Source organism: Marinitoga sp. 38H-ov (assembly GCF_011057715.1).
In the GTDB taxonomy this organism is placed as follows: Bacteria; Thermotogota; Thermotogae; order Petrotogales; family Petrotogaceae; genus Marinitoga.
The window spans coordinates 1-25,935 of record NZ_LNGH01000028.1 but is presented as its reverse complement, the minus strand read 5'-3'; the positions used below and the strand labels follow the sequence as shown (position 1 = coordinate 25,935).

General features: G+C 27.1%; 25 protein-coding genes, 4 tRNA genes and 1 other RNA gene. 5 read left to right on the top strand and 25 right to left on the bottom strand.

All coding sequences use genetic code 11. The annotated features are described in order from the left end of the window. Positions 1-7: 7 nt before the first annotated feature. Complete coding sequence (gene dnaB / locus AS160_RS08565; RefSeq protein ID WP_165147803.1) at positions 8-1,393, bottom strand: replicative DNA helicase; 1,386 nt, start codon at positions 1,391-1,393, stop codon at positions 8-10. Positions 1,394-1,484: 91 nt separating this feature from the next. Here dnaB and AS160_RS08560 point away from each other — a divergent pair, with 91 nt between their 5' ends. Next, complete coding sequence (locus AS160_RS08560; protein ID WP_165147744.1) at positions 1,485-1,676, top strand: hypothetical protein; 192 nt, start codon at positions 1,485-1,487, stop codon at positions 1,674-1,676. An 81-nt stretch (positions 1,677-1,757) separates the two neighbouring features. Continuing rightward, positions 1,758-2,225 (top strand): QueT transporter family protein, encoded by a 468-nt coding sequence (locus tag AS160_RS08555; protein ID WP_241244246.1) that lies wholly within the window; start codon positions 1,758-1,760, stop codon positions 2,223-2,225. Between the two features lie 475 nt (positions 2,226-2,700). Here AS160_RS08555 and AS160_RS08550 read toward each other — a convergent pair whose 3' ends face one another. The 10 genes from AS160_RS08550 to AS160_RS08505 form a co-directional block, all read right to left on the bottom strand. Continuing rightward, positions 2,701-3,690, bottom strand: a complete 990-nt coding sequence (locus tag AS160_RS08550) for an ATP-dependent 6-phosphofructokinase (RefSeq protein ID WP_165147738.1) — start codon at positions 3,688-3,690, stop codon at positions 2,701-2,703. 20 nt (positions 3,691-3,710) lie between these two features. Beyond that, a complete protein-coding gene (locus tag AS160_RS08545; protein WP_165147735.1) occupies positions 3,711-5,693 on the bottom strand; it encodes a sodium-translocating pyrophosphatase in 1,983 nt (660 codons plus the stop codon). 88 nt (positions 5,694-5,781) lie between these two features. Beyond that, positions 5,782-6,213 (bottom strand): hypothetical protein, encoded by a 432-nt coding sequence (locus AS160_RS08540; RefSeq protein WP_165147732.1) that lies wholly within the window; start codon positions 6,211-6,213, stop codon positions 5,782-5,784. Further along, positions 6,210-6,785: an aminoacyl-tRNA hydrolase gene (gene pth, locus AS160_RS08535; protein ID WP_165147729.1), complete on the bottom strand. Its 576-nt coding sequence runs from the start codon at positions 6,783-6,785 to the stop codon at positions 6,210-6,212. Before pth ends, AS160_RS08540 begins: the two co-directional genes overlap by 4 nt. A 3-nt stretch (positions 6,786-6,788) precedes the next feature. Further along, entirely contained in the window at positions 6,789-7,403 is a 615-nt protein-coding gene (locus tag AS160_RS08530; protein WP_165147726.1) for a 50S ribosomal protein L25, read from the bottom strand. Positions 7,404-7,434: 31 nt separating this feature from the next. Next, positions 7,435-8,391 carry a ribose-phosphate pyrophosphokinase gene (locus AS160_RS08525; protein WP_165147723.1) on the bottom strand — a complete coding sequence of 319 codons (957 nt, stop codon included), beginning with the start codon at positions 8,389-8,391 and terminating at the stop codon, positions 7,435-7,437. Positions 8,392-8,395: 4 nt separating this feature from the next. Then, positions 8,396-9,745, bottom strand: coding sequence for a bifunctional UDP-N-acetylglucosamine diphosphorylase/glucosamine-1-phosphate N-acetyltransferase GlmU (glmU, locus tag AS160_RS08520; protein ID WP_165147720.1), 1,350 nt, complete (start codon positions 9,743-9,745; stop codon positions 8,396-8,398). Between the two features lie 59 nt (positions 9,746-9,804). Continuing rightward, the gene (gene ruvA, locus AS160_RS08515) at positions 9,805-10,359 is read right to left on the bottom strand and encodes a Holliday junction branch migration protein RuvA (RefSeq protein WP_165147717.1); all 555 of its coding nucleotides are present in this window, start codon (positions 10,357-10,359) and stop codon (positions 9,805-9,807) included. After that, positions 10,359-11,672 (bottom strand): folylpolyglutamate synthase/dihydrofolate synthase family protein, encoded by a 1,314-nt coding sequence (locus tag AS160_RS08510; protein ID WP_165147714.1) that lies wholly within the window; start codon positions 11,670-11,672, stop codon positions 10,359-10,361. The genes ruvA and AS160_RS08510 overlap by 1 nt, the downstream gene beginning before the upstream one ends. Before the next feature lies 1 nt (position 11,673). After that, the gene (locus AS160_RS08505; protein ID WP_165147711.1) at positions 11,674-14,292 is read right to left on the bottom strand and encodes a valine--tRNA ligase; all 2,619 of its coding nucleotides are present in this window, start codon (positions 14,290-14,292) and stop codon (positions 11,674-11,676) included. A 92-nt stretch (positions 14,293-14,384) separates the two neighbouring features. On the opposite strand from AS160_RS08505, the gene AS160_RS08500 reads away from it, so the two are divergent. Both AS160_RS08500 and AS160_RS08495 read left to right on the top strand, forming a co-directional pair. Further along, complete coding sequence (locus AS160_RS08500; protein WP_165147708.1) at positions 14,385-14,840, top strand: hypothetical protein; 456 nt, start codon at positions 14,385-14,387, stop codon at positions 14,838-14,840. A 5-nt stretch (positions 14,841-14,845) separates the two neighbouring features. Continuing rightward, positions 14,846-15,655, top strand: a complete 810-nt coding sequence (locus AS160_RS08495; protein WP_165147705.1) for a DUF4895 domain-containing protein — start codon at positions 14,846-14,848, stop codon at positions 15,653-15,655. Positions 15,656-15,681: 26 nt separating this feature from the next. Here AS160_RS08495 and rplT read toward each other — a convergent pair whose 3' ends face one another. The 13 genes from rplT to AS160_RS08430 all read right to left on the bottom strand — a co-directional run bounded on the left by rplT (position 15,682) and on the right by AS160_RS08430 (position 24,150). After that, positions 15,682-16,038: a 50S ribosomal protein L20 gene (rplT, locus tag AS160_RS08490; RefSeq protein WP_165147702.1), complete on the bottom strand. Its 357-nt coding sequence runs from the start codon at positions 16,036-16,038 to the stop codon at positions 15,682-15,684. Between the two features lie 28 nt (positions 16,039-16,066). Continuing rightward, positions 16,067-16,255 carry a 50S ribosomal protein L35 gene (locus AS160_RS08485; protein WP_165147699.1) on the bottom strand — a complete coding sequence of 63 codons (189 nt, stop codon included), beginning with the start codon at positions 16,253-16,255 and terminating at the stop codon, positions 16,067-16,069. Positions 16,256-16,271: 16 nt separating this feature from the next. Then, positions 16,272-16,796: a translation initiation factor IF-3 gene (gene infC / locus AS160_RS08480; RefSeq protein WP_165147801.1), complete on the bottom strand. Its 525-nt coding sequence runs from the start codon at positions 16,794-16,796 to the stop codon at positions 16,272-16,274. A 164-nt stretch (positions 16,797-16,960) separates the two neighbouring features. Further along, positions 16,961-17,036, bottom strand: a tRNA-Lys gene (locus tag AS160_RS08475). 14 nt (positions 17,037-17,050) lie between these two features. Beyond that, positions 17,051-17,126, bottom strand: a tRNA-Trp gene (locus AS160_RS08470). Positions 17,127-17,149: 23 nt separating this feature from the next. Continuing rightward, positions 17,150-17,223: transfer RNA gene (locus tag AS160_RS08465), tRNA-Gln, on the bottom strand. Between the two features lie 52 nt (positions 17,224-17,275). Continuing rightward, positions 17,276-18,076, bottom strand: a complete 801-nt coding sequence (locus tag AS160_RS08460; protein WP_165147696.1) for an ATP-binding cassette domain-containing protein — start codon at positions 18,074-18,076, stop codon at positions 17,276-17,278. Continuing rightward, a complete protein-coding gene (locus tag AS160_RS08455; protein ID WP_165147693.1) occupies positions 18,067-18,846 on the bottom strand; it encodes an ABC transporter ATP-binding protein in 780 nt (259 codons plus the stop codon). The genes AS160_RS08460 and AS160_RS08455 overlap by 10 nt, the downstream gene beginning before the upstream one ends. Continuing rightward, the gene (locus AS160_RS08450; RefSeq protein ID WP_165147690.1) at positions 18,846-19,571 is read right to left on the bottom strand and encodes a methyltransferase; all 726 of its coding nucleotides are present in this window, start codon (positions 19,569-19,571) and stop codon (positions 18,846-18,848) included. Before AS160_RS08450 ends, AS160_RS08455 begins: the two co-directional genes overlap by 1 nt. 23 nt (positions 19,572-19,594) lie before the next feature. Further along, on the bottom strand, positions 19,595-20,248 hold the full coding sequence (locus tag AS160_RS08445; protein WP_165147687.1) for a hypothetical protein: 654 nt from the start codon (positions 20,246-20,248) through the stop codon (positions 19,595-19,597). 22 nt (positions 20,249-20,270) lie between these two features. Beyond that, an RNA gene (ffs, locus tag AS160_RS08440) (signal recognition particle sRNA small type) lies at positions 20,271-20,370 on the bottom strand. Positions 20,371-20,413: 43 nt separating this feature from the next. After that, a complete protein-coding gene (gene glnA / locus AS160_RS08435) occupies positions 20,414-21,739 on the bottom strand; it encodes a type I glutamate--ammonia ligase (protein WP_165147684.1) in 1,326 nt (441 codons plus the stop codon). Positions 21,740-21,831: 92 nt separating this feature from the next. After that, positions 21,832-24,150 (bottom strand): methyl-accepting chemotaxis protein, encoded by a 2,319-nt coding sequence (locus AS160_RS08430; RefSeq protein WP_165147681.1) that lies wholly within the window; start codon positions 24,148-24,150, stop codon positions 21,832-21,834. A gap of 248 nt (positions 24,151-24,398) precedes the next feature. On the opposite strand from AS160_RS08430, the gene AS160_RS08425 reads away from it, so the two are divergent. Then, positions 24,399-25,808: a hypothetical protein gene (locus tag AS160_RS08425; protein WP_165147679.1), complete on the top strand. Its 1,410-nt coding sequence runs from the start codon at positions 24,399-24,401 to the stop codon at positions 25,806-25,808. Between the two features lie 27 nt (positions 25,809-25,835). Here the strand turns inward: AS160_RS08425 and AS160_RS08420 are convergent. Then, positions 25,836-25,912: transfer RNA gene (locus tag AS160_RS08420), tRNA-Arg, on the bottom strand. Between the last annotated feature and the right edge of the window lie 23 nt (positions 25,913-25,935).

Genomic DNA, 25,935 nt, shown 5'->3' with positions numbered 1-25,935 from the left:
TTTCCTCCTAATATTTTTCATTATGAATATTATCTTTTTCAAAAAATAACGTTACTTTTGGATCAAACATCAATTTAATAGTTCCAACTGGTCCATTTCTTTGTTTTCCAATTATCAACTCAGATTCATGTGGATGATTTAATATTAAATTCTCATTATTTTTATCTTTGTTATTTTCACTTTCTTTTTTTCTTTTATAATATGCATCTCTATATAAAAACATTACCATATCAGCATCTTGTTCAATTGCACCAGATTCTCTTAAATCACTAAGTCTAGGCCTTTTATCTTCCCTTTGCTCAACAGCACGGGATAATTGAGATAACGCAACTATTACAACATTTAGTTCTCTTGCTAATAGTTTTAAAGATCTTGATATTTCTGAAATTTCCTGTTGTCTGCTTTCTGATCCTCTACTTTTAGAAGACATTAATTGCAAATAATCTATAAAAATCGCTTCTATTCCATATTCCCTCTTCATCCTTCTAGCTTTAGCCCTTAAAGTTCTAGGATCCAATCCCGGTTCATCATCAACTACAATTTTAGATTGCGATAATTTATGAGCTGCATTAACAAGTTTATTCCAATCATCATTATTTAGCATACCAGTTCTAACCTTTTGTAAATCTACTTGAGCTTCAGCACATAAAATTCTTTGAACTAATTGTTCTTTCGACATTTCAAGGTTGAACATTGCTATTGGTATTTTATATTTTATAGCCAAATTACTAGCTACATTTAAAGCAAATGCAGTTTTCCCCATAGAAGGCCTTGCTGCTATTATAATTAAATCAGATCTATGAAAGCCCGAAGTTAATCTATCTAAAGATATAAAACCAGTTGGTAGACCTGTAACAAGCGCATTTGGTTCCATTGAAGCTCTTTTTTTTAATTCGTCTAATTTTTCAAAAACATCATGAACAATATTTGGAACTGAATCATATGTTCTTGTAGCTCTTGATTCTGCTATTTCAAAAATTTTCTTCTCAGCAAAATCCAATATTTCTTCTGCTTCTCCTATAGTTCGAGTAGCTTCAACTATCTCTGTACTAGCTGTAACTAAACTTCTCAATAACGATTTATCTTTTACTATCTTTGCATAATATAATGCATTAGCAGGAGTTGGTACTACCTCAGCTAAATAAATTAATTTATCTTCGCCTCCGACTTTTTCTAATAAATTAGAATTTCTTAGATTTTCCATTACCGTTATAGCGTCAACTGGGAGTCCTCTATCAAACAAATCTTCTATTGTTCTAAATATTATTTGATGTTGTTGATTATAAAAATCATTAGATCTTACTTCTTCTAAAATATCTGGTAATATTTGTGGATCTAAAAATACACTTCCTAATAATGCTTCCTCAGCTTCTGTACTATGGGGCGGTGACATTTCTTTATTCAAAATTAATACCTCCTTTTATACCTTATGGTATAATTATAATACTTTATTGTAAAAATTCAAATGCATTGGAGGTTATTATATGCTGGCTAATATATTTTTTTTCTCAGGAGTATTTTTTATCTTAAATGGAATTTATTTATTTAATTCAACTGTTAAAGAAACAAGAAAAGGATATATGAAAGATGAAGATAAAATTAAAAAAAGCGATAAAAAAGCCATTATATATTTTATAATAGGTATAATATTATTTTTTATAACATCTTTATTTTAACAATATTTTATTTTAAAAACAATAAATATTTTATATAATTGAGTCCGGCGGTCGCAGCACCCGCCTTAACAAAACAAGGAGGTGTTTTTTTTGAAAACAAAAAACTTAGTATTGGCAGGTGTGGTTGCAGCATTATATGTTGCATTAACTGTGGTTTTAGCTCCTATTAGCTATGGACCACTACAAGTAAGAGTTTCTGAAGCATTGACAGTATTACCTTTTTTTAATCCTATTTTCATTCCAGCTTTGTATGTTGGTGCAATGCTAGCAAATATCTTTGGAGGTTTTGGAGCTATTGATATTTTTTTAGGTAGCGCTTTAACTTTATTAGCAGCATTTTTAACTTATAAAATGCCTAATAAATTTTTAGCTCCTTTGCCACCAGTAATTGTAAATGCTTTTGGCGTTTCTGCATATGTTGCACCATTAGCAAATGTTCCATATTGGCCTACTGTTTTTTGGATTGGAATAGGTGAATTAATAGCTTGTTATGTTTTAGGATTACCATTATTAATTTTCTTAGAAAAAAGAGGTATTTTTGAAAAATAAATCAACATCTCCTAAATAGGAGCTGTCAGATCATTAACAAAGTCCGCTTCTAGGTGTAAAAGAAGCGGATTTTCTTTTTTGGTGGTGGAGACATGTTTAATGCAAGAAAGGGAGATATGAGAATACAATTGATGATAACAATAAATAATATGGAAAAAGACATATTCATTAAGAAAAGAAACGATAGAAAGAGTATTTGCTAAAAAGCATTCAATGAAAACATTAAAATAAAAACATTAAGAGGTAACGAAAAAGTGACAAATGAATCGTATATGGTATATACAACCATGAATATCAAAAATGGTAATATGGCTGTGAAAGAAAATAAAAACAATTGAAAATCTTTTTTATTCAATGTTATATATTTATTAAAAAAATATATCAAAATCCTTCTTAAATTCAATAAAAATATCCCATCCAAAACTGGATGGGATTTGTCTGCAATCCGCAGCTCCTAAATAGGAGCTGATATTCATTAGAAAAAGGTTTTTGCCATTTCATATATTTTATAATCTATTTCTTTATTTTTTAATAACTCTTGAGAAAAAGGCACATCATATATTTCAAATCCTTTTAATGCTAATGCTATATTTACTTTTCCTTTTTTAATATATTCTATAGCTTTATTTGAAAACATAGTTGCTATAAGTCTATCAAATGATACAGGGGTTCCACCTCTTTGCATATAACCTAAATTAACGTTTCTACATTCTACACCTTGAATATTTTCTTTAATTATTTTAGAAACTATCTCCGAAGGTGTTCCTTCTGTTGATATATATTTCGATAAATTACATTTTTCTTGTACAACTACAATAGAAAACTTTTTACCTTCCTCATATCTTTTTTTGATATTATTAATTAAATTATCTGGATTAAATTCTATTTCAGGAATAATAATATAATCAGCTCCTCCTGTTAACCCACCTAAAGTCGCTAACCATCCTGCTTCATCTCCTCCAACTTCAACAACAATAACCCTATGTCCTGCGCTTGCTGTGGAATGTAAGGAATCTAATGTTTTTGTAACTGTTTCTAAAGCTGTAAAAAAACCTATACTAAAATCTGTCCAAGGTAAATCATTATCAATCGTTGCGGGAATTACAATTGAAGGCATTCCTTCATCAGATAACTTTAATGCTATTCCCGTACCAGTATGACCACTCATAATTACAAAAGCAGTAATTTGATATTTTTTAAAATTTTCCTTCAATTTATTCATATCTTCTATATTTTCTGTTGGATCATATTTAGATGATCCTAAAATTGTTCCACCTCTTTCTAAAATACCAGATACATGCTCTTTTGTCATTACAAAAACTCTATCTTCTAACAATCCTTTAAAACCATCATAAACACCTAAAACTTCAATATCTTCTAGCGCTGATTTTCTAACAAATGCCCTTATTGCACTATTTAATCCAGGACAATCTCCACCAACATTTAATAAAGCTATTCTTTTCATAATGTACCCCCTTGTAAAAATTAATTTTCAAATATTTTTATTAATATAGGTATTACAACAATAGAAATAATAGACATTAATTTAATCAATATATTTATTGCCGGGCCAGCGGTATCTTTAAAAGGATCACCTACTGTATCTCCTATAACCGCAGCTTTATGAGCAAACGTACCTTTACCGCCAAAATTTCCTTCTTCTATATATTTTTTCGCATTATCCCAAGCACCACCTGCATTCGCCATAAATATAGCTAACATTACACCAGAAACTGTAGTTCCAACCAGCATTCCAGCGACTGATTCTTTTCCCAATACTATATACATTATTATAGGCATAAAAACTGCTAATAACGATGGCAATACCATCTTTTTTAATGCTCCTTTTGTTGCAATAGAAACACACTTTTTATAATCAGGTTCTGCTTTCCCCTCCATTAAACCTACAATTTCTTTAAATTGTCTTCTAACCTCCTGAACCATTATTTCTGCAGCATCTCCAACAGCTTTCATTGCCATAGAAGAAAATAAAAATGGTAGCATTCCTCCAATTAAAGCTCCAATAAACACATTTGATTTAGACAAATCTATAATAGATAAATTTGTCACCTGCGTATATGATGCAAAAAGAGCCAAAGCTGTTAATGCTGCTGATCCTATTGCAAAGCCTTTTCCTATAGCTGCTGTTGTATTACCTACAGCATCTAATTGATCTGTTCTTTCTCTAACAAATGATTCTAGATCAGCCATTTGAGCTATCCCACCTGAATTATCCGCAATTGGACCGTATGCATCTATTGCTAATGTAATTCCCAATGTTGCTAACATCCCTACTCCTGCCAACGCGATTCCAAATAAACCTAAGAAATAATAAGATATAATGGTAGCAAAAGAGATCAATATAACTGGTATTGCAGTTGATTCCATACCAATTGCCATACCATTTATTAATAACGGAGCAGCTCCACTAATTGCACTATGAGCTAAATGTTTTATTGGATTTTTGGCTGTATAATATTCAGTTATATTACCTATAATCATACCAACAATCATCCCTAAAAAGATTACAATAAATGGTTTTATTGTCCTTAAAAAGAATAAGGATATCATAAGTACTCCTAATAAAGTTAAACCATTTGCTATATAAGTTCCAAAATGTAAAGCTTTAGATGGATCTACGTTATCTTTAGTTTTTAAATAATAATTAAATATAATAATACCTAACATTGCGGCTAAAATTCCAATAGAAGCAACTAGAAATGGGAAAATTGCACCTTTTTCACTATACATAATTATTCCTAACGCCGATGCAGAAAAAATAGAACCAACAAATGATTCATATAAATCAGCTCCCATACCAGCAACATCGCCAACATTATCACCAACATTATCTGCTATTACAGCTGGATTTCTTGGATCATCTTCAGGAATACCAGCTTCAGTTTTCCCAACTAAATCAGCTCCAACATCAGCTGCTTTAGTGAAAATACCTCCACCAACTCTTGCAAAAAGTGCAACTAAAGATGCTCCCATAGCATAACCACTCATTGATATAGTATCTCCATTAGTTAAATAATATACTAAACCTAGACCAAAAAGTCCCAATGATGCTACTGTCATTCCCATAACAGCACCACCATTAAAAGCTATTTTTAATCCCTTATTTAAAGATTCAATTGCTCCTTGTGCTGTTCTAGTATTTGCTTTTGTTGCAATACCCATTCCGAAAAAGCCTGATGCTACGGATAGAGTTGCACCGAGTAAAAATGATAATGACATATTCCATCCATTAATTAACCCTAATAATATAAAAATAATAATTACTATAATATATAATATCTTATACTCTGAAATTAAAAAAGCTTTTGCTCCTTCTTGAATTGCTTTAGAAATTTTCTGCATTTTCTCATTTCCTGGAGAATTTTCTAAAACCTTAAAAGTTAGAAAAACTGTAAAAATAATACCACTTAAACCAAAAATAATACCACTTAGATTTAATAACTGCATTTATATCCTCCCCTCATATTACCTTTATAGAATTATTATAACATATTTAAAAACACTTTTAAATAAAAATACCGGCAAATTTTGCCGGTTACATTAGCTTTTTTATTCTATTAATAATATCCTCAATAACTTTCATTTTTTTTTCATCAAATTCTTTTTTAGCTTTTTCATATTCATTTTCCCAAAATTTTAATCCTCTTTTTATAATAGTTTGAGCATCTCTTAATTTTGAATTTTCATCTTCTACAAACAAAAATCTTTTTACTTGTACTGGTAATTCAATAAAAACACGACTCTTAATACTTTTCAATTCAATATTTTCTTCTTTTATTGAAAAGCTATTTCTATAAAATATATTGGTTGAATATAAATTCAAAAGTTTTTTATTTATATATGTAGTATGAAAATTAGTTATTTCTTTAACACATTTATAGCAATATGCTATAGTTGTTTCTATGCCGTCATTATCAAATTTTTGAATGTATTCAGCTTCTTTTTTTCCACAAAGCTGACACTTCATATTTTTTCATCTCCACTTAAATCTTTGTTATTGTACTTATTCATTGCATAAGATATTTTTCCTTCAACAATTAAATCAATTGCAGGAATAATATTATCAATAACCTTATTTATTTTATAATATTCTTCATTTGAAAATTCACTTAAAACATAATCTGCTAAATCCATGTATTCAGGTTTTGGACCAACACCAACTCTAATTCTAGGAAAATCTGTGCTTTTGAGAACAGATATAATTGATTTCATTCCATTATGACCGCCTGCAGAACCATTTGGCCTTATTCTAATTTTTCCAATATCTAAGGTTACATCATCATATATTACTATTATATCTTCAGGATTTCTGAATTTATTTTTTAATTCATACAATACCTTTCCGCTTAAATTCATATAAGTTAAAGGCTTAATAAGCATTATATTATCATTAAAATATCCTTCAAAAGTTTTTCTGCTTATTTTTTTTAAATTATTTTTATTAATTTCATAATATCTATCAACAACCAAAAACCCCACGTTATGTTTAGTAAAAACATAACGTGGGCCAGGATTTCCTAATCCAAATATTAATTTCATATATTAAGCTTCTTCTCCCTCTTCTTCTGATTCAGCAGCTATTGTATCAACATTAGGCGCAGTAATAGCAACAATAATTTCTTCTGGATCTATTAATACATCAATATCTTCTGAAATATTTAAATCTTTTACAGTTAAATGATCATTAATGTCTAAACCAGAAATATCTACAACAAATTTTTCAACAATATCTTTTGGTAATATTTCAACTGGTAAATCATGATGATGGACTTCTAAAATTCCGCCTCTTGATAAACCTTTTGCTTCTCCAGTAAATTCTATAGGAATATTTAAGTGCATTTTGTGGCCAGCTGATGGAACATAAAAGTCTGCATGAATAGGTTTATCTGTAACTTTATGTCTTTGAATTGTTTTTAAAAACGTTGTAACATTATATTTTTCGCCATTTTCTTTTTCAATAACTAATTGGATTGGAGTTGTTTCTTCAATTTTTTCAAGCATTAATATTGTATCAACAGAAGAAACTTTTATGTGTATATTTCCTTCTTCTAATCCTGGTCCATAAACAACAGCAGGTATAAAACCTTGATGTTTTACGTGATTCGCTTTTTCATTTTCCTTTCTTTCAATAGCTTTTAACTGATATGCTTTTGCCATTTGAATCCCTCCTATATAAATAAATTATTTTTCACTTAAATAATATACTTACAGATAAATTATTTTTTATTCTTGCAATTGTTTCACCTAATAATGAAGCTACTGATAAAACTGTAAATTTATCTGGCAAATCTTTATGATATATTGTATCTGTAACATATATTTTTTCAATCACCGAATTTTGTAACTTTTCTTTTGCATTTTTGGAAAGAACTCCATGTGTCGCACAAGCAATTACTTTTTTTGCACCTTTTTCTTTTAACATTTCTGCAGCTCCAACCAATGAACCACCTGTATCAATTATATCATCAAATATAATTGCAGTTTTTCCTTCTACTTCTCCAATAATATTAACAATCTCCGCAACATTATCTTTTGGTCTTCTTTTATCAAGAATAGCTAAAGGTAAATTCAATTTTTCTGCTAATTTCCTCGCTCTCTTTACACCACCTACATCTGGAGAAACTACTACAGAGCTTTCTGGATCAAATTCTTCACATTCGTTTTTAAAATAATTTACAAATACAGGGAATCCCATTAAATTATCTACCGGAATATCAAAAAAACCTTGAATCTGTTCAGCGTGTAAATCTATTGTAACAACCCTTGTAGCTCCAGCAACTGTTAGTAAATTAGCAACTAATTTGGCTGATATGGGATCTCTACCTTTTGCCTTTCTATCCTGCCTAGCATAACCAAAATATGGAATTACAACTGCAATTGATTTAGCAGATGCTCTTTTTAAAGCGTCAATCATTATAAGCAATTCCATTAAATTATCATTAACAGGATTTGATGTAGATTGAATAATAAATGTATCCAATCCTCTAACAGTTTCACCAATTCTTAAATTTACCTCGCCATCTGCAAATCTTTCTAATTCAACTTCACTCAATCTAACTCCTAAATATTGAACTATTTTTTCAGCTAATGTTTGATTTGAACTACCAGAAAATATTTTAATTTCATGGGCCATCGAAAAAGGCATTTTTTTACTCTCCTTTCTCCCTCTTTTTATATACCCAATTCTCTTTTGTTATTTGTTTAGCTCTTCCTAAAGCTAATGATCCCTTGGGTATATTTTCTGTAATTGTAGAACCTGCACCAATTAATACATCATCTTGTATATCAACAGGTGCAACTAAAGCCGTATTACTACCTACAAAAACTCTATTTCCAATATATGTTTTATGCTTATTTATTCCATCATAGTTACACGTGATTGTTCCCGCTCCTATATTAACATCTTCTCCAATAGTGGCATCTCCTAAATATGTTAAATGTTGTGCTTTTGAATTTTTATTTATTATTGTTTTTTTAGTTTCTACAAAATTCCCTATTTTTACATTTTCTTTTAAATATGTACCTGTTCTTAACCTAGAGTATGGCCCAATTGAAACGTTATTTTCTATTTTCGCATCTTCACATTCAGATCTAATTATTTTTACAAAATCACCTATTTCACAATTTACTATTCTTGTCATTGGCCCAATTTCACATTCTTCACCTATTCTGGTATTTCCAAAAATAATTGTCATTGGATAAATTATAGTGTCTTGACCTATTTCTACATCAGGAGAAATATATGTCGATTCAGGATCTACAATAGTAACTCCATTTAACATTAATTTATTTAAAGTTCTTTTTCTCATTATTTTCTCAGCTTCAGCTAATTGCACTCTGTTATTTATTCCCAATACTTCTGTAAAATCCTCTAACACGTATGTCTCTACATAATTTAAATTTTTTGGAACATCAGTTAAATAATATTCCCCTTGATTATTATTAGGCTTAATTTTTGATAAACCATATAAAAGTTTTTCACCTTTGTATATAACAAAACCAGAATTTATTTCTTTAATATTTCTTTGTTCTTCTGTTGTATCAGCTTCTTCAATAATATCAATTAATTTACCATTTTCATTCTTTATAATTCTACCATAACCTTTTGGATTATCCAAAATAGTTGTTAAAACTGTTGCATCAGCATTTGTTTCCATATGTTTATTTACTAATTTATTTAAAGTTTCTTCTGTTATTAATGGAGTATCTCCATACAAAATTAAAATATCCTCATTATTTATAAAATCTTTCGCTGACATAACAGCATGACCAGTACCTAATTGCTCTTTTTGATAATAAATTTCAATATCTTCTGTAAGTATTTGTTCTACCATTTCACTTTTATGACCTAATACTACAGCTATTTTTGATGGATTTAATTTTTTTGCAGTATCTATAACCCAATTTAATAATTCTTTTCCCATTAATTTATGCATTACTTTTGGATATTTAGATTTCATTCTAGTTCCCATACCAGCAGCTAAAATTAAAACTCTCATTGCACACCCCCGACTAATATATTTTAACATTATTTTCATTAATTAAAATTAAGATATTATCACAATTTCTTCAAAGCTTGTGTAATTATATTTTCTAAGGATAAATTTTCTATATCCATTTCTTTTAAAATTCTAAAAGATCTATTTCTTTCAAAACCCAAAGCTTCCAATGCATCTAAAGCATCATTTAATTTAGAACTACTGTCTACTATAAACGCTTCAAATTTATCTTTTAATTCATTCGCTATTCTTTCAGCAGTTTTCTTTCCAACTCCTGGTAATTTCGATAAACCATTTAAATCATTAGCTGAAATCATTGATATTATATTTTCAGCATCATCACTTTGCAAAATTTTCAAAGCACTTTTTGCACCTAATTTTGATACTTTTTTCAAATTCAAAAACAATTCTCTTTCAAATTCATCATAAAACAAGTATAACGAAATATTCCATTCATTCATATCAAGAACAGTATGAAAAATATATTCTTTACCTTCATCACAATTTTTAAGAATTCTATAAGTTGGTATACTTTCAAAAAAGAAATTCCCACTTTGAACAATTATTTCATCTTCATTTAACTTGTTCACTATACCTTTTAATTTCCTAACCATTAAATTTCCTCCAGATTAAGCATATATCCTCTAATTTTTCCCACTAAATATAATGAGCCTGTTATAAAATAATAGTCATATGGAGTAGAATATAATTTTTTAAATGCTTCTATAGGATCTTTTTCAAAAACTACATTTTTTGAATATTTTTTGAATAAATTATATACTTCCTCAGGTTTTTCCGAACGTTTATTAGGAACTTGCGTCACTACAATATAATCAAAATCATCAGATAAAATTTTTACCATACCTTCAAAATCTTTATCATCTAAAATACCAATTAATGCAGCTTTACTAAACTTTTTCAAATAAGTTTTAATTGAATTTTTTAATGCAAGAGCGCCGGAAATATTGTGTGCCCCCTCCAAAATAAATCTTTTATTATTATATTCTAATAGTTCAAATCTACCTTCCCATATAAAATTTTTGAGAGATTTTTTTGTATTGTCGACATCTAATTTCATTCCTTTTTTGTCTAAAAAAGCTTCAACTGCCATTATTGCTGTTGAAACATTATGAGGTTGATAAGTACCATTTGCTTTATATATTATGTTATCTATATTGTTGAAAATACTTTTATAATTTATAGAATTCCAATTTAGTGAAAAGATAGGGTTATTATAATTGTAATCTTTATTAAATTCAAATATTTTATTTACTCCAACATCATTTGCTTTGTCGTATATTATTTTTTTTGCAGATTCTGAAACATTTCCCAAAACCACGTTATTTCCTTTTTTAATAATCCCAGATTTTTCAAATGCAATTTCTTCCAATGTATTTCCTAATAAATTCATATGATCATATTGAACTGTTGTTATAACTGAAACATCAGAATTTACTACATTAGTTGCATCTAATCTTCCTCCTAAACCAACTTCTAATACAACCACATCTACTTTCTTAATTGAAAAATATTTTAAAGCTAAAGCTGTTATTATTTCAAAAAATGACGGAGACATGTCTTTTTTTGAATCCATCTTTTCTATATGTATTATCATATCATTTAATATCTCAATAAATTCTTGTTCTTTTATAGGGATGGAATTTATTTTTATTCTTTCTGTTATATTAGTTAAATGTGGAGATATGTAAAGTCCAACATTGTATCCATGACCTTTTAATATATCATGTATAGCTTTTGAAGTACTCCCTTTTCCATTAGTCCCAGTTACATGAATAACTGGGAAATCCTTTTGAGGATTCCCCAATAATTCACATAATTTATTTATTCTTTCTAATCCATATTTTATTCTAGTTCCACCACGCCTATCGTATATATATTCAACTGCTTCCTTCAAATTCAAAATCATATTATTCTAACTCCTCTATTAATTTCATTAATTTTTCTAATTGATTTTTTATTAATAAATGATTTTCTTTTACTTCTTCAATAACATCTTCTGGAGCATTTTCTAAAAATTTGTTATTATTAAGTTTTTTATCGTATTTTGCAAACTCTTTTTCTAATTTTTCTTTCTTTTTATTTAATCTTTCTTTCTCAGATTCAACATCAATTAATTCACCTAATTTAACATATGATTCAATATTATCATCAACATAAGATGTTGCAGATTTTGCTGGCTTTTCTGTTACTTTTTCAATTTTATTTACAAAAGCTAACTCTTTTATTAAATCTTCATTATCTATTATCCATTCATAATTCTCTAATGCTTTAAAAGATATTTCTATTTTTGTAATTTGTGGCAAGTTAACTTCTGCTTTTACATTCCTTATACCTCTAATAAAATCTTTTATTTTTTCAAATTCTGATTCTTCTTTTTCAAAATTATATTCTTCAATATATTCAGGCCATTTTGCAGTAATTAAATATTCTTCTTCTGTTATTCTAGGTATATTTTGCCATAATTCTTCTGTTAAGAAAGGCATAAATGGATGTAATAATCTTAAAGAAGAATCTAAAACCCTAACTAAAACATTTTGGGCAATTATTTTATTTTCAGATTTTAATCTATTCTTTACTGATTCTATATACCAATCACAATATTCATTCCAGAAGAAATCGTATAATTCTCTTGCTGCTATATTAAATTCATATCCTAATAAAGATTCTGTAACTATTTTTATTGTTTTGTTTAACCTTGATAACATCCATTTATCTTCTAATTCAAGCATATCAGGATTTAATTCTATCTTTTTAAAATCATCCATATTTAATAATACAAATCTTGTAGCATTCCATATTTTATTTGCAAATTTAGAATATGAATCAAACGCTTGTGGATCCAATTTAATATCTCTTCCTTGAGCTGCTAATATTGCTAATGTAAATCTCATTGGATCAGCACCAAATTTTTCTATAATTTCTAAAGGATCAATTCCATTACCAAGAGATTTAGACATTTTTCTTCCTTGTTTGTCTCTAACTAATTGATGTATATATACATCAGAGAATGGTTTATCATTCATAAACTTTTCGCCCATTACAATCATTCTTGCAACCCAGAAGAATATAATATCAAATCCAGTAACTAATAAATCCGTTGGATAATATTTTTTTAAATCATCAGTTTTTTCTGGCCATCCTAAAGTAGAAAACGGCCATAACGCAGAACTAAACCATGTATCTAAAACATCTTCATCTTGTTTTATATTTTTTGAACCACATTTCTTACATTCATATATATCCTCTTCGGAAACATTAATATGACCACAATCATCACAATACCATACTGGTATTCTATGTCCCCACCACAACTGTCTTGATATACACCAATCTCTTATTTCATTCATCCAATTTAAATATACTTTTTTCCATCTTCCAGGATAAAATTTAACATCGGACTTCTCTACTGCATCTATTGCTTTTTCAGCCAGTGGTTTCATTTTTACAAACCATTGATCGAGCAAAAATGGTTCAACTACAGTATCACATCTATAACAATGTCCAACAGAATGTGTCATTTCTTCTATTTTTATTAAATATCCTTCTTTTTCTAAATCCTCTATTACTGCCTTTCTAGCTTCTTTCCTATCCAAACCAACATATTTACCACCATTTTCATTTATTCTAGCAAATTCATCCATTATTTGCACTGTATCTAAATTATGTCTTTGTCCCATTAAATAATCATTCGGATCATGTGCTGGTGTAACTTTTAATGCTCCTGTTCCAAAAGAAGGATCTACATATTTATCTGCAATTATAGGGATTTCTCTTCCAACTAATGGTAAAATTGCTACTTTACCAACATAATTACTATATCTTTCATCTGATGGATGAACAGCTATTGCAGTATCTCCAAGCATTGTTTCTGGTCTAGTTGTAGCTATAATAATATAGTCATCTTCACCTTTTATAGGATATTTTATATGATAAAATGCACCGTGTTCATCTTTATGTTCTACTTCTTCATCCGAAAGAACTGTTCCACAACTTGGACACCAGTTTACAATATATTTTCCTTTATATATTAAGCCTTCATTATACAATTCAACAAAAACCTTTCTTACAGCTTTATTCAAACCATCATCTAAAGTAAACCTCTCTCTTGACCAATCTACAGAGGCTCCTATTGCCATTATTTGTTTTTTAATATGTTCTCTATACTCATTTGCCCATTCCCACACTCTTTTAATAAACTCTTCTCTACCATATTCTTCTTTTCTTTTACCTTCACTTTTCATTAAGAACTTTTCAACAACATGTTGAGTCGCAATCCCTGCATGATCTTCCCCAGGTAACCATAATGTATCTTTACCTTGCATTCTGTTAAAACGAGTAATTATATCTTGCAACGATATATTTAATGCATGTCCCATGTGTATTTTTCCTGTTATATTTGGAGGAGGAATAACCATAGAAAATTTACCGTTACCTTCCCCTTTAGCTTCGAATTTTCCATTTTCAAGCCAGATTTTATACCATTTTGTTTCAATTTCATTCGGAGTATATCTTTTCCCAATATCCATTTATATTACCTCCTGAATTTTATATTTTAATACTATTATACTTTAATGATGTTAATAATTCAAGGGATTTTTTGATAAATTTATAGAAAAATATGATTGGGGGTGATGTTATTAAAGATAAAATTCAATTAAAATATATTTTAATAATTATAATTTCATCTTTATTTACTTTCATCATAACCGCTTTATTTTTATATAATTTTGTTTTTAAAGATTTATTTGATATAAATCTAAGTGATGAAGAGTATATAAATATTGTCAAAAACAGTTCTTTTTATGGATTCCCAAATAAAAAAATAGGACCATATTTTAATCTTTTTTTTGAAAATCCAAAATGGTATATAATGAAAAAACAAAAAAATATTTATGTAGTATTTGAAGGTAATGCATTTTATTTTGGTGAATATTCAAATTTTAAAATAATTTTTGACGCTAAAAAAACTTATAAAACCAAAATAATACAACCTATTAAATATACCGCTAATGAAAAAGAAATATTATATACTGATTTTTTGAATTTGATAAACACAATATTTATTGAGAGGTGATTCTTTTGATTGACATAAATTTAAATTCACTCAATGAATTAAAAAAAATATCTTTAGAATTTTTTAAAGACAAAAAGAATCTATTGGCAGATGAATATGATCATTTAGTTGGATTGTCAGTATATGATATTAATAATAAATTTCCAAGTTTGAATATTTTTTTTGATTTTGAAGGTAGAGGTTTTATCTCGTTAATGCCAGAAAAACCATCTAAATATATGAACTCATTATATTCAAAAAATATAGAAGATAATAAGGAGATTAATGAAATTAATAATATTTATCATAATTTATCTATAAAATATAATAAAAATATTTCTATAAAAAATACATTATCTATATTTCAGTCTCCATTTATTATACCAAGTTATTATGTTTCAGGAAATGATGCTTTAATAAAAAAATTTTTTTTATCAGAAAAACTAAAAGGTTTAAAATATATATCTCTATATAAAAACATTGATACAAATTTATTAGAATTTATCTTAAATTCATATAATAGATGGTACTTACCTAATGTATTTTTTTATTACTCTCTGAATCAGGTACACTTAGTTTTTGACATTCCAGATGGAATAAATAATACAAGTTTAGCTATAGAAATTGGAAAATTAGCGAAAAACTATATTATAAACAAATATAATATTCTATATAATTCATATAAAATACCAGATATGAATATAAAAAAACCTGTTTTAATGGTATTGAAAACCGAAGCAACTAATTTAAAAATAATTGACATAAATTCAATTAAAAATGAAATATTTAATAAAGTTAATGAATCATATAAATATTTAATAAATATTTTCAAATAAAAAGAGACACCTCTAGGTGCCTCTTTTTATTTGGATAATGCTTCTTTTGCAATATTTACATATTCTTTAAATGCTTCATAATCATTTACAGCTAATTCTGATAACATTTTTCTATTTATATTAACACCTGCTAATTTTAAGCCGTGTACTAATTCATTGTATTTTAAACCTTCATTTCTAGCTGCAGCATTAATTCTTGTAATCCATAATCTTCTGAAATCTCTCTTCTTTTGTTTTCTTCCAGCATATGCATATTTTCCAGATCTGAAAAATTGTTGTTTAGCCAAAACATACCTTCTGCTAAGAGCACCTCTATAACCTTTAGCAGCTTTTATATATTTTTTTCTTTTCTTTCTTGCAGAAACAGCTCTTTTTATTCTCATTTAAATTCTCTCCTTTCGGCTATTATTTTTATTTCAATCCTAATAATCTTTCAACTTTTTCATTCAATCCTTTAGGAACATCTTTATATTCATGCAACCTTTTCATTCTTCTCTTTCCTCTTATTCTTGTATTATGTCCAACATTTGATCTTCTCATTCTAATTTTACCTGAACCTGTTACTTTAAACCTTTTTGCTGAAGCAGAATGTCTTTTCATATTTTTTCCTCCTTTATTATTTTTTATTTTTTGGAGATAATATCATATCCATATCTCTTCCGGCCATTTTAGGCGCTCTGTTTATATCTGCTATATCTTCAACGTTTTTTATTACTTTATCTAATATTTCCTTACCCTTGTCAGTAAACATTATATCTCTACCTAAAAACATAACAACAACCCTTACCTTATTCCCACCTTCTAAAAACTCTCTGATCCTTTTCACTTTAGTATTAAAATCATGATCATCGATTCTTAATCTAAATTTCATTTCTTTTAAAACTTGCTTTTTTTGTTTTTTCTTAGCTTCTTTTTCTCTTTTCTCTTTTTCGTATCTATATTTTCCAAAATCCATAATTTTTGCTACTGGCGGATTGGAATTAGGCGATACTAAAACTAGATCGAGTCCTTCTTCTTGAGCTAAACTCAATGCTTTTTTCGTTTCCATTATACCCAATTGTTCACCAGAAGACGATACAACTCTTAATTCTTTTGCTCTAATCTCCTCGTTTCTTGGTGTTGAATCCTTTGATTTTTTAATACTTATCCCTCCTATTCATCTGGCTTAAGCCTAAAATAACAAAAAGTGGGTGAAGAAATATACTCCACCCACGTATTTCCCTTATATATATACCCCTGACGGTGTTATTACCCGAGGTGGGAAGCTACTGGGTGGCTTCCACTTTACACACAATTTATAACAAATGGTGGGCCATGCGGGACTCGAACCCACGGCCTACTGATTAAGAGTCAGCCGCTCTACCAACTGAGCTAATGGCCCACAATCAAAAAAAATGGCACGCCCGGAGGGACTTGAACCCCCAGCCTGCGATTTTGGAGACCGCCGCTCTACCAATTGAGCTACAGGCGTGTACCTAAGTTTTTCATCTTTCTTGGCTGGGAGGGGAGGATTCGAACCTCCATAGGCGGATCCAGAGTCCGCAGTCCTGCCATTAGACGACCTCCCAAGACATGTAGTATTATAACACTATTTTTCTATTTAGTCAACTAATTTTCTTTTCAATATTGAAATAATTTTTCTAACTTTATATTATTTTTTAATGAACAATAATATAACTTAAGTTTTTCAGAAAAAGTAATATTTTTTTTCTTCAATTCATCTTCCCCTAATAATATAAAATCATCAAAGTTTCCAATGAAACTAATTTCATTATTATGTATATGTAGAACATTTGGTTTAAAACTTATTAATTCATCAATCCAATGAGTTACAATTATTATTGTTTTACCGATTTTTCTTAAATTTTTTATAATATTCCATATTTTTCTTCTACCTTCATAATCAAGTCCAACGGTTGGTTCATCAAAAATTATATATTTAGGATCATAAGATAAAACAGAAGCAATAGCTATTTTCCTCATTTCACCACCAGATAGAGAAAATGGATTTCTATTCAAAAAGGATTCATTTAATCCTACTAACTTTAAAATATTAATTAATTCGGTTTTAGATATATTCTTATTAAAATTTTTTGGAGCATACAAAATTTCTTCATAAACTGTTGGTAAAAAGAATTGGCTCTCCGGATATTGAAATACTATTCCTATTTTTTCTCTTACTTTTTTTATATCTTCTTTTCTATCTTTGATAATAATATCATCTACAATAACTTCACCATCTTTTGGAATTATCAATCCATTCAATGTTTGAATTAAAGTAGTTTTTCCAGAACCTGTTTTTCCTAATATTACCCAAAAACTACCTTCCTCAATTTCCAAACTTATATTTTTAAGAGCTGTTGTTTCAAATGGCGTCTTTTCTGCATATGTATATGAAACATTCTTTATTTTTATTGACATATACTTCTCTCCAAATCTTTTAAATTCTTTCCAGTAAATTTTTTTACAGTTCTTTCAAAAGGAATTTCTACGTTAAATCTTTTGTTTTCAGACCAATTATAAAATTTATCTTTTTTATCATAAAAAACCAAACGTCCTTTTTCTAACGCTATAATTTTTTCAACAAATTCTAAATCTTTAGAATGATGAGAAGCTATAATTATAGTTTTTCCTATATTAATTAAATTTTTAATAACTTTATATATTTCTTCTCTACCTTCAGGATCAAGCATCGTTGTTGGTTCATCCATTAATATAAAATCAGGCTGCATAGCTATCATCGATGCAATAGCCAATCGTTGCTTTTGACCACCTGATAATGTATTGGGATCTTTTTTTTCTAATCCTAATAAATCAGTTACATTTAAAGCCCAAGAAATTCTTTTTTTCATTTCAGATTTATCTAATCCTAAATTTTCTAATCCAAAGGCAATATCTTCTTCTACAGTAACTCCTACAATTTGATTTTCGGGATTTTGAAAAATATATCCTACATGTTTCTTTAAATATAATAATGACTCATTATTATGAAAATCAATTTTGTTGTTATATAAATAAATATCTCCTTTATCAGACATCAAGATTCCTGATAATATCCTTAATAAGGTAGATTTACCACTACCATTTGATCCAACTAAACCAACAGGAATGTTATCGGCTATCTCTATATTTAAATTCTCGAATATTTGCTTTTCTTTAAAATTAAAAAAGATATTTTTAGCAATTAGCATTATACTTTCACCGACTTATATAATCTAATTCCACCTTTTTTAACAACTTCACCAACATTTCCAAAAATTTCTTTCATATAATTTTTTATTCTACTTCCACCTTTATTATGAAACGCAACTAATTGTAATGTACCACCAACTTTTAAATGGTTAAAAGATTTTTCAATTAACTCCATCCAAACCTTCTTTCCAGCGACAATTGGTGGATTGGACACTATTTGGTCAAATTCTTCATTTTCCCATGGTTCGAATAAATAACCTTGTCTGATATCTGCAAAAATGTTATTATCTTTCGCATTAATTTTAGTAAATTCTACTGCTCTTTTATTTATATCACTCATATAAATATCAATATTAGGATATTCTTTTTTTAATGTAATACCAATAACACCATAGCCACAACCTATATCAAGAATTTTTTTCCCTTCAATTTCAATATTTTCCAACAACACCATCGTTGCCTTATCTATTTCTTTTTTTCCATAAACTCCTGATGGAGCTTTAAAAATATAAGTATGGCCATTTTTTAATGTCAACGTCAAAGCCTTTACTGTCAATTCGCTTTCTGGATTTTCAACATAATAATGTTGAAATTTATTTACGCTCTTTTTTTTAAATTCTTTTTTATCAACTTTATATTCCAAATCATATAATTCTATAACTTTTTCCGGAGTTAAATCTTTTAAATCTTCAGGTCCAAAAATTTTTTCATTTTTTTCTCTCATTTTATTCCTCCTATTTAAACAATTCAATTATTAAATAAGTCATTCAAAGTAATTAAAATGCCAAAATTGTAATTATCCTTAAATTGATACAATGTCATGCCATTTGGAAAACTTATATAATTAGCACCAAAATTTATAAAAAATCTTATTTCATTATTATCTAAAGGCAAGAAATAAGATAACCCTACCAAAAAAAACGCTGCATCTTCAAAAGAACCTCGGAAAGCTGGAAATCCGGTTACAATCCCACCTGATTCAATCCAATTCATTACCTTCAAATTTAAAGCAAGACTTATTTTTATGTTATTTAAATCAGTAGTTATACCAGTAAAAAACCCCATATTCCCAATATTAGATGTCGTTGCATCTACAGAATTTAACTCATCAAAAATATTCCATACCCCTGAATATATTTTTGTATTTCCAACTACTATTCCTATATTTGTCGATAAATAATTATTTAATTGAGGATTGTTAAGATTAAAATCTGTAATTAAATTGTATGAAATTTTTTCATTATCAATATTATAGTTTATTCCAAATGAAGGATAGCCTACCTTTAAATACAAATTATTATTTGGTATTTCTAAAAATATGCCTTTAGAATATATACCTAAATTTATAGAATATATGATGATATTAAAAATAATGAAAATCATAAAAAATATTTTTTTCATTTTTTATCCCCCTAAAATTAAAGATGGCCGGGCACCCCCGCGGCACACAGGAAGTACCGCTTATGGCTGCTCCCTTCCGGGCCTGACCAGGTTCGCGGGTTCCCGTTGCGCGGGACCCAGCCTTAAGTAGGTCCCTAGAACCAATATTATTATAATAGATAAATGTTACATAATCCATAAATATTTATTAATTTCCCAATTAGTTATATTAATAGAAAATTCTTTCCATTCTCTTTCTTTTAATTCAATATATTTATTAAATATATGTTCTCCTAAAACTTCTTTTATTAATTCATCCTTTTTCATTTCTTCTATTGCTTCTTTTAAATTAGAAGGTAACTGTTCTATTCCAACTTTATCTCTTTCTTCTGGTGTCATATGATATATATTAGCGGAAATAGCTTCTGGTGGTTCTATTTTATTTTCTATACCTTCTAATCCTGAAGCAAATAACACTGATAATAATAAATACGGATTGGCTGTAGGATCTGGACTTCTAACTTCTATTCTAGTTCCTTTACCTCTAGATGCTGGAACTCTAATTAAAGCACTTCTATTACTTGGTGACCATGCAATATTTACAGGAGCTTCATATCCAGGAACAAGTCTTTTATAGCTATTTATAGTTGGGTTAGCAATAGCTGTTATAGCTTTTATATGTTTCAAAATACCTCCAACAAAATACCTTAATTCATCACTCAATTCATATTCTTTACTAATATCATAAAAAGCATTTTCACCGTTTTTAAACAAACTCAAATGCGTATGCATTCCAGAACCATTTTCGCCAAAAAATGGTTTAGGCATAAATGTAGCATGCAACCCTCTAAGCAAAGCTATTGTTTTTACTACTAATTTAAAGGTTTGAATATTATCTGCAGTTCTTAACGCTTCATCATATGTAAAATCTATTTCATGTTGAGACGGAGCAACTTCATGATGCGAAGCCTCAACATTAATCCCCATTTCTTCTAAAGCTAATACAATATCTTTTCTGGTTTCTTCGCAATGATCAATAGGTAATAAATCAAAATATCCTCCATGGTCCAGTAATTCTAAAATTGGTTTATGTGTTTTTTCATCTTTTGGTAATAAGAAAAATTCTGGTTCAGGTCCGACATAAGCCGAATACCCCTTCTCTTTCAATCTATTTAATACAAGTTTTAATCTATATCTCGGATCACCATCAAATGGTTCCCCATTTGAATTATAAACATCACAAATCAACCTAGCTGATTTGTATCCTTTGTCAGTCCAAGGATAAATAGAAAAGGTAGATGGATCTGGTCTTAAATACATGTCAGATTCTTCAATTCTAACAAAACCTTCTATTGAGGAACCATCAAACATAGTTCCATTTTCAAATGAATTTCTCAATTCATCCCAAGGAATTTCTACATTCTTCAATAATCCATTAATATCTGTAATTTGCAATCTAATAAACTTAACCTTTTCTGATTCAATTAATCTTAAAATCTCTTCCCTCTCCATAAAAACACCCCCAATGTAGATAAATATATGGAAAATTATATCATATTAAACATTTTTTTTCAATAATTAGGAATAAATAATCATAAACGTTATTAATCTAATTTAAAAAAGGATATAATAGATGTTAATTTATTTGAGGTTTCTTGCAATTTTTCTGATTGACTAATTAGAATGTTAATTATTTCTGTTTCGTTATCAATTATGTTTGTGGATTCTATTATTTTATCTTTTGAAGTTAATAAAAATCCATTTATATCGTTTTTCTTTTCTTCAAATGTTTTTAATATTTCATTTTGATCTTCTATAATTTTTTTCAAAATATTAAATACATTATCCAATTCTATTGTAAGATTATTAATTTCATCCATATCATTTTCGAATTTATTCATTATATTATCTAAGTTATGTATATTTTCTTTTGAATAATGAACTTCATTTAATAATTGCTCCATATCTTTTTCAATTGTTTTTATTTGATTTGAAATATCTATAGCAATATTATTGGTTTCAACGGATAAACTTCTAATTTCATCGGCTACTACTGCAAACCCTTTACCGGATTCTCCAGCTCTTGCAGCTTCTATCGCGGCATTTAAAGCTAATAAATTTGTTTGTTTAGCAATATCAGATATTTTTTCAACAAAATTAAATATATTTTCCACTTTATCATTAAATTTATTAAAACTTATAAATAAATTTTCTATAAGTGTATTGATAGTGTTTGTAGTTTCTTTAGTTTCTAGAGTTACATTTTTAGTAGTTCTATTAAATTCTCCTAATTTATTTATAGTTTTTTCAATTGTATTAGATTCAGCTTTAATTTCATCGCTATTATTAAATAATATTTCAATATTTTTATCTAATGAAATTAAAAAGTCAGATAAATCATTTATTAAATTTCTGGTATTTTCAATAAGATTATTAATTATATTTTTTGTTTTTTCTAGTTTTTCGGAAGAATTATCTATTTCATTTGATGCATTATTTAATTTATTAGAATATTCATTTAAATCTTTAAATAATTTAATCAAAAAATCTATTGTGTTATGTATTTTATTCATCATAATACCTATTTCATCGTGTTTTTTTCTAGATAATTTTTTTATATTTCTTAAATCTCCTTTAGATATATTATCAAGATTTTCAGCAACAACGTATAAATCTTTAGATAATTTTTTACCCATATATAAAGAAATAATAATCGAGATAAGTATTATAAATAAAATAACTATTATAATTATTTTTATAACGCCACTCATATCAATATTTAAATCTAAAGAAATATTTTGTGTTTTGAAATTAGGTAATGTAAAATCCTTTTTTAAACTTATATCAATATTTGTCTCTGTTTTTACAATAGGTTTTGATATTTGTATATACATAAAAGGAAAAATCTGTGATGTTGTATAAAAACTTCTCGAATCTTTATTAAGCAATTTTTCAGTTATAAATTTATTTATTTTCGAAGAATCAAATTCTAAATTTGAGATAGGAATATTTCCAAATAATGGTTTTCCATCAGAAGAATAAAAAACTAAATATGCATCAATCAAATTACCAATCTCTACAATATCCTCATATCCAAAATTCTTTAAACCAACTAATAAGCCTACTATTTTTTGAGTTACTATTGGATCATAAACCGGAACAACGGAAATAAAATAAGGCTTTTTATCAACAAAAATAATTTCACTTATACCATAAGACAAATTTTTAGATATTATGTTTTTTGAATATATTTCAACATTGTTAGTTATATCAAGTGATTTCAAAAAATCTTTTCCAGGCATATAACTTTCAGCTTTTTTTTGAATATTATACGTTGAATCATTTATTTTCAATGTAAATGCACTTTTTTTTGTAAAAAGTTTAGGATTAACCAACCATAATTGAATTCCATCAAATACATTTAATTCTGCATATGATTGCAATAAAGTATATTTATTTATTATAGATATAGATCCAGAAGCAGACTTCTCTTTGATTTCTGAACTTCTTGAAATCGAGTTAAGAAATATTCTTTGATTATCTATATTCTCTTTTATTTTATTTTCAAATATAGATAATAAAGTTGATAAACTTTTATCGTAGTTCTTAATAAATAAATCTTCAAATTTTGTATTAATTTCGCTATTTAAGAGATGTATTTGTTCAGAAAGATTCTCATTATATTTATCTATTTCCGATTTTAAAATCTCATTATAATTTTGAAATTGTTCCTTATAATCATTTTGTATAGAAATAATTTGTTTTTCAATAGTATTTTTAATTGAATTCTCTTGTTTATTTATAGAAAAATTAACTACTAATGAAATAATTATAAGTGGAATAATAGATAATGATAATATCAAAATACCTATTTTAAAACCAAAAGAATTAAAGAACTTTACATTTACTTTATTTCTATCCATTTGTAACCCTCCTGATGCTTTTAGTTTATATAAAAATTATATCAAAAAAAATAACTTAAATAAAATAAAAAAATGTAATAATAATTAGATTTTAATTCATAATAACTTTTAAATTATTTTAATCATTATTAATTAAATTTAATAACATAATATAAATAAAAAATGTTAATTTATTTTATGCATATATTAGCGAAATTATGATATAATTAATTATGTAAACATATGATAAAATAAATAGGAGGATAAAAATGATGAATGATGAATTCAAAAAGGAAGAAACTCTGGAAATAAAAATTCCTAAAACTTCTTCTAAAAAAAGCAAAAACGAGGGTGATAATAAAAACTCAATAAGATTAATTATATTTTTAAATATTTTTATTATAGCAGCTATAGTTTATTTTTTAGTTAATCAATATTATTTAAGATTATTTATAAAAAATAATATTGAAGATATTAAAATGAAAGTAACAAATTTAGAAGGGTTAAACATTAATCTGGAAAAACTAAATAGCAATTTCCAAATTTTAGATATTATTAACTCAAACACTAGACAAATCCCAGACATTTTAATAAAATTAGAAGAAAACAAAAAAATTTTTTCGAATATAGATAAAGATTCATTAAAAGATTTTAAAGCAACATTAGATGAGTTAAGAATGGATATTTCATCTATAGCTAGCAATATAAAAATCAAACCCGAAAACAATATAGAAAAAAGTATTAACAATATATATTCAGAATTATTATTAATAAAGAATAACTTAAATAATATAACTTATTCCGATAATACTACAAATAATTCTAGTACATTAATTAAATATTTTGAAAATTCATTATATTCTTTAAATAAAGAAATTAATAAAAAATTTGATGATTTAGAGTTTAAATTTTTATTAATCGATAAAAAACTATCATCTAATATAAATAATAATAACTTCCCATTTAAAGAAGAATTTAATAATCTAGAAATTTCAATTAAAAAATATTTAGATGAACTTAATAATTCTTTTGAAAAAAGTATTATTAATTTACAAAATGAATATGCATATAAAGAAGAACAGATATATAATAAAATAGAATATTTAATAAATAAAAAAGAATTTATTTATTTATTAAATAAATTTAGTGATTATTTTAATTCGGAAAGTTTTAAATTAATAGAAATGGTCAATGAATATAATGACCTATTGATAAAATATCATACATACGAGAAAGATAATGAAGTCAAATATTTATTCAATGATGTTACTAAAAAAACTTATGAAAAATTTTTAGAAACAATTATAGAAGAAAAAAATCATTTAGAAAGCACAATATACAACGAAAATATTATGAAAGATATAAAATATATAAATTATATATATTCTAAACTACCTAAAAATAAAGAATATATGGGAAAAATTGACTCTGAATTAAAAATGCTTAAAGAATTAGAATTAAAAAAGCTTGAAGAATATAATAATTTAGCTAATTATGAAATGAATAATTTTCTAAATTTATTTAGCAAAAAAATAATTTCAGAAAAAGAAGTAGTAGAAAATTTTGAAAATAGCATTCTAAAAATCAACTCAGAGTTATTAAAACCCGATCTAAAAATAAAGTATTTAGATTTGATTAAAAAAACAAAGCAAATATTAAAAGATAAATACTCTTGGTAAAAAAAGGGGCAACGCCCCTTTTTTTTTTGGCGTGCCCGACTGGATTTGAACCAGCAACCTTTGGATCCGCAGTCCAATGCTCTATCCAATTGAGCTACGGGCACATATAAACTCCTGAGTTTGACAG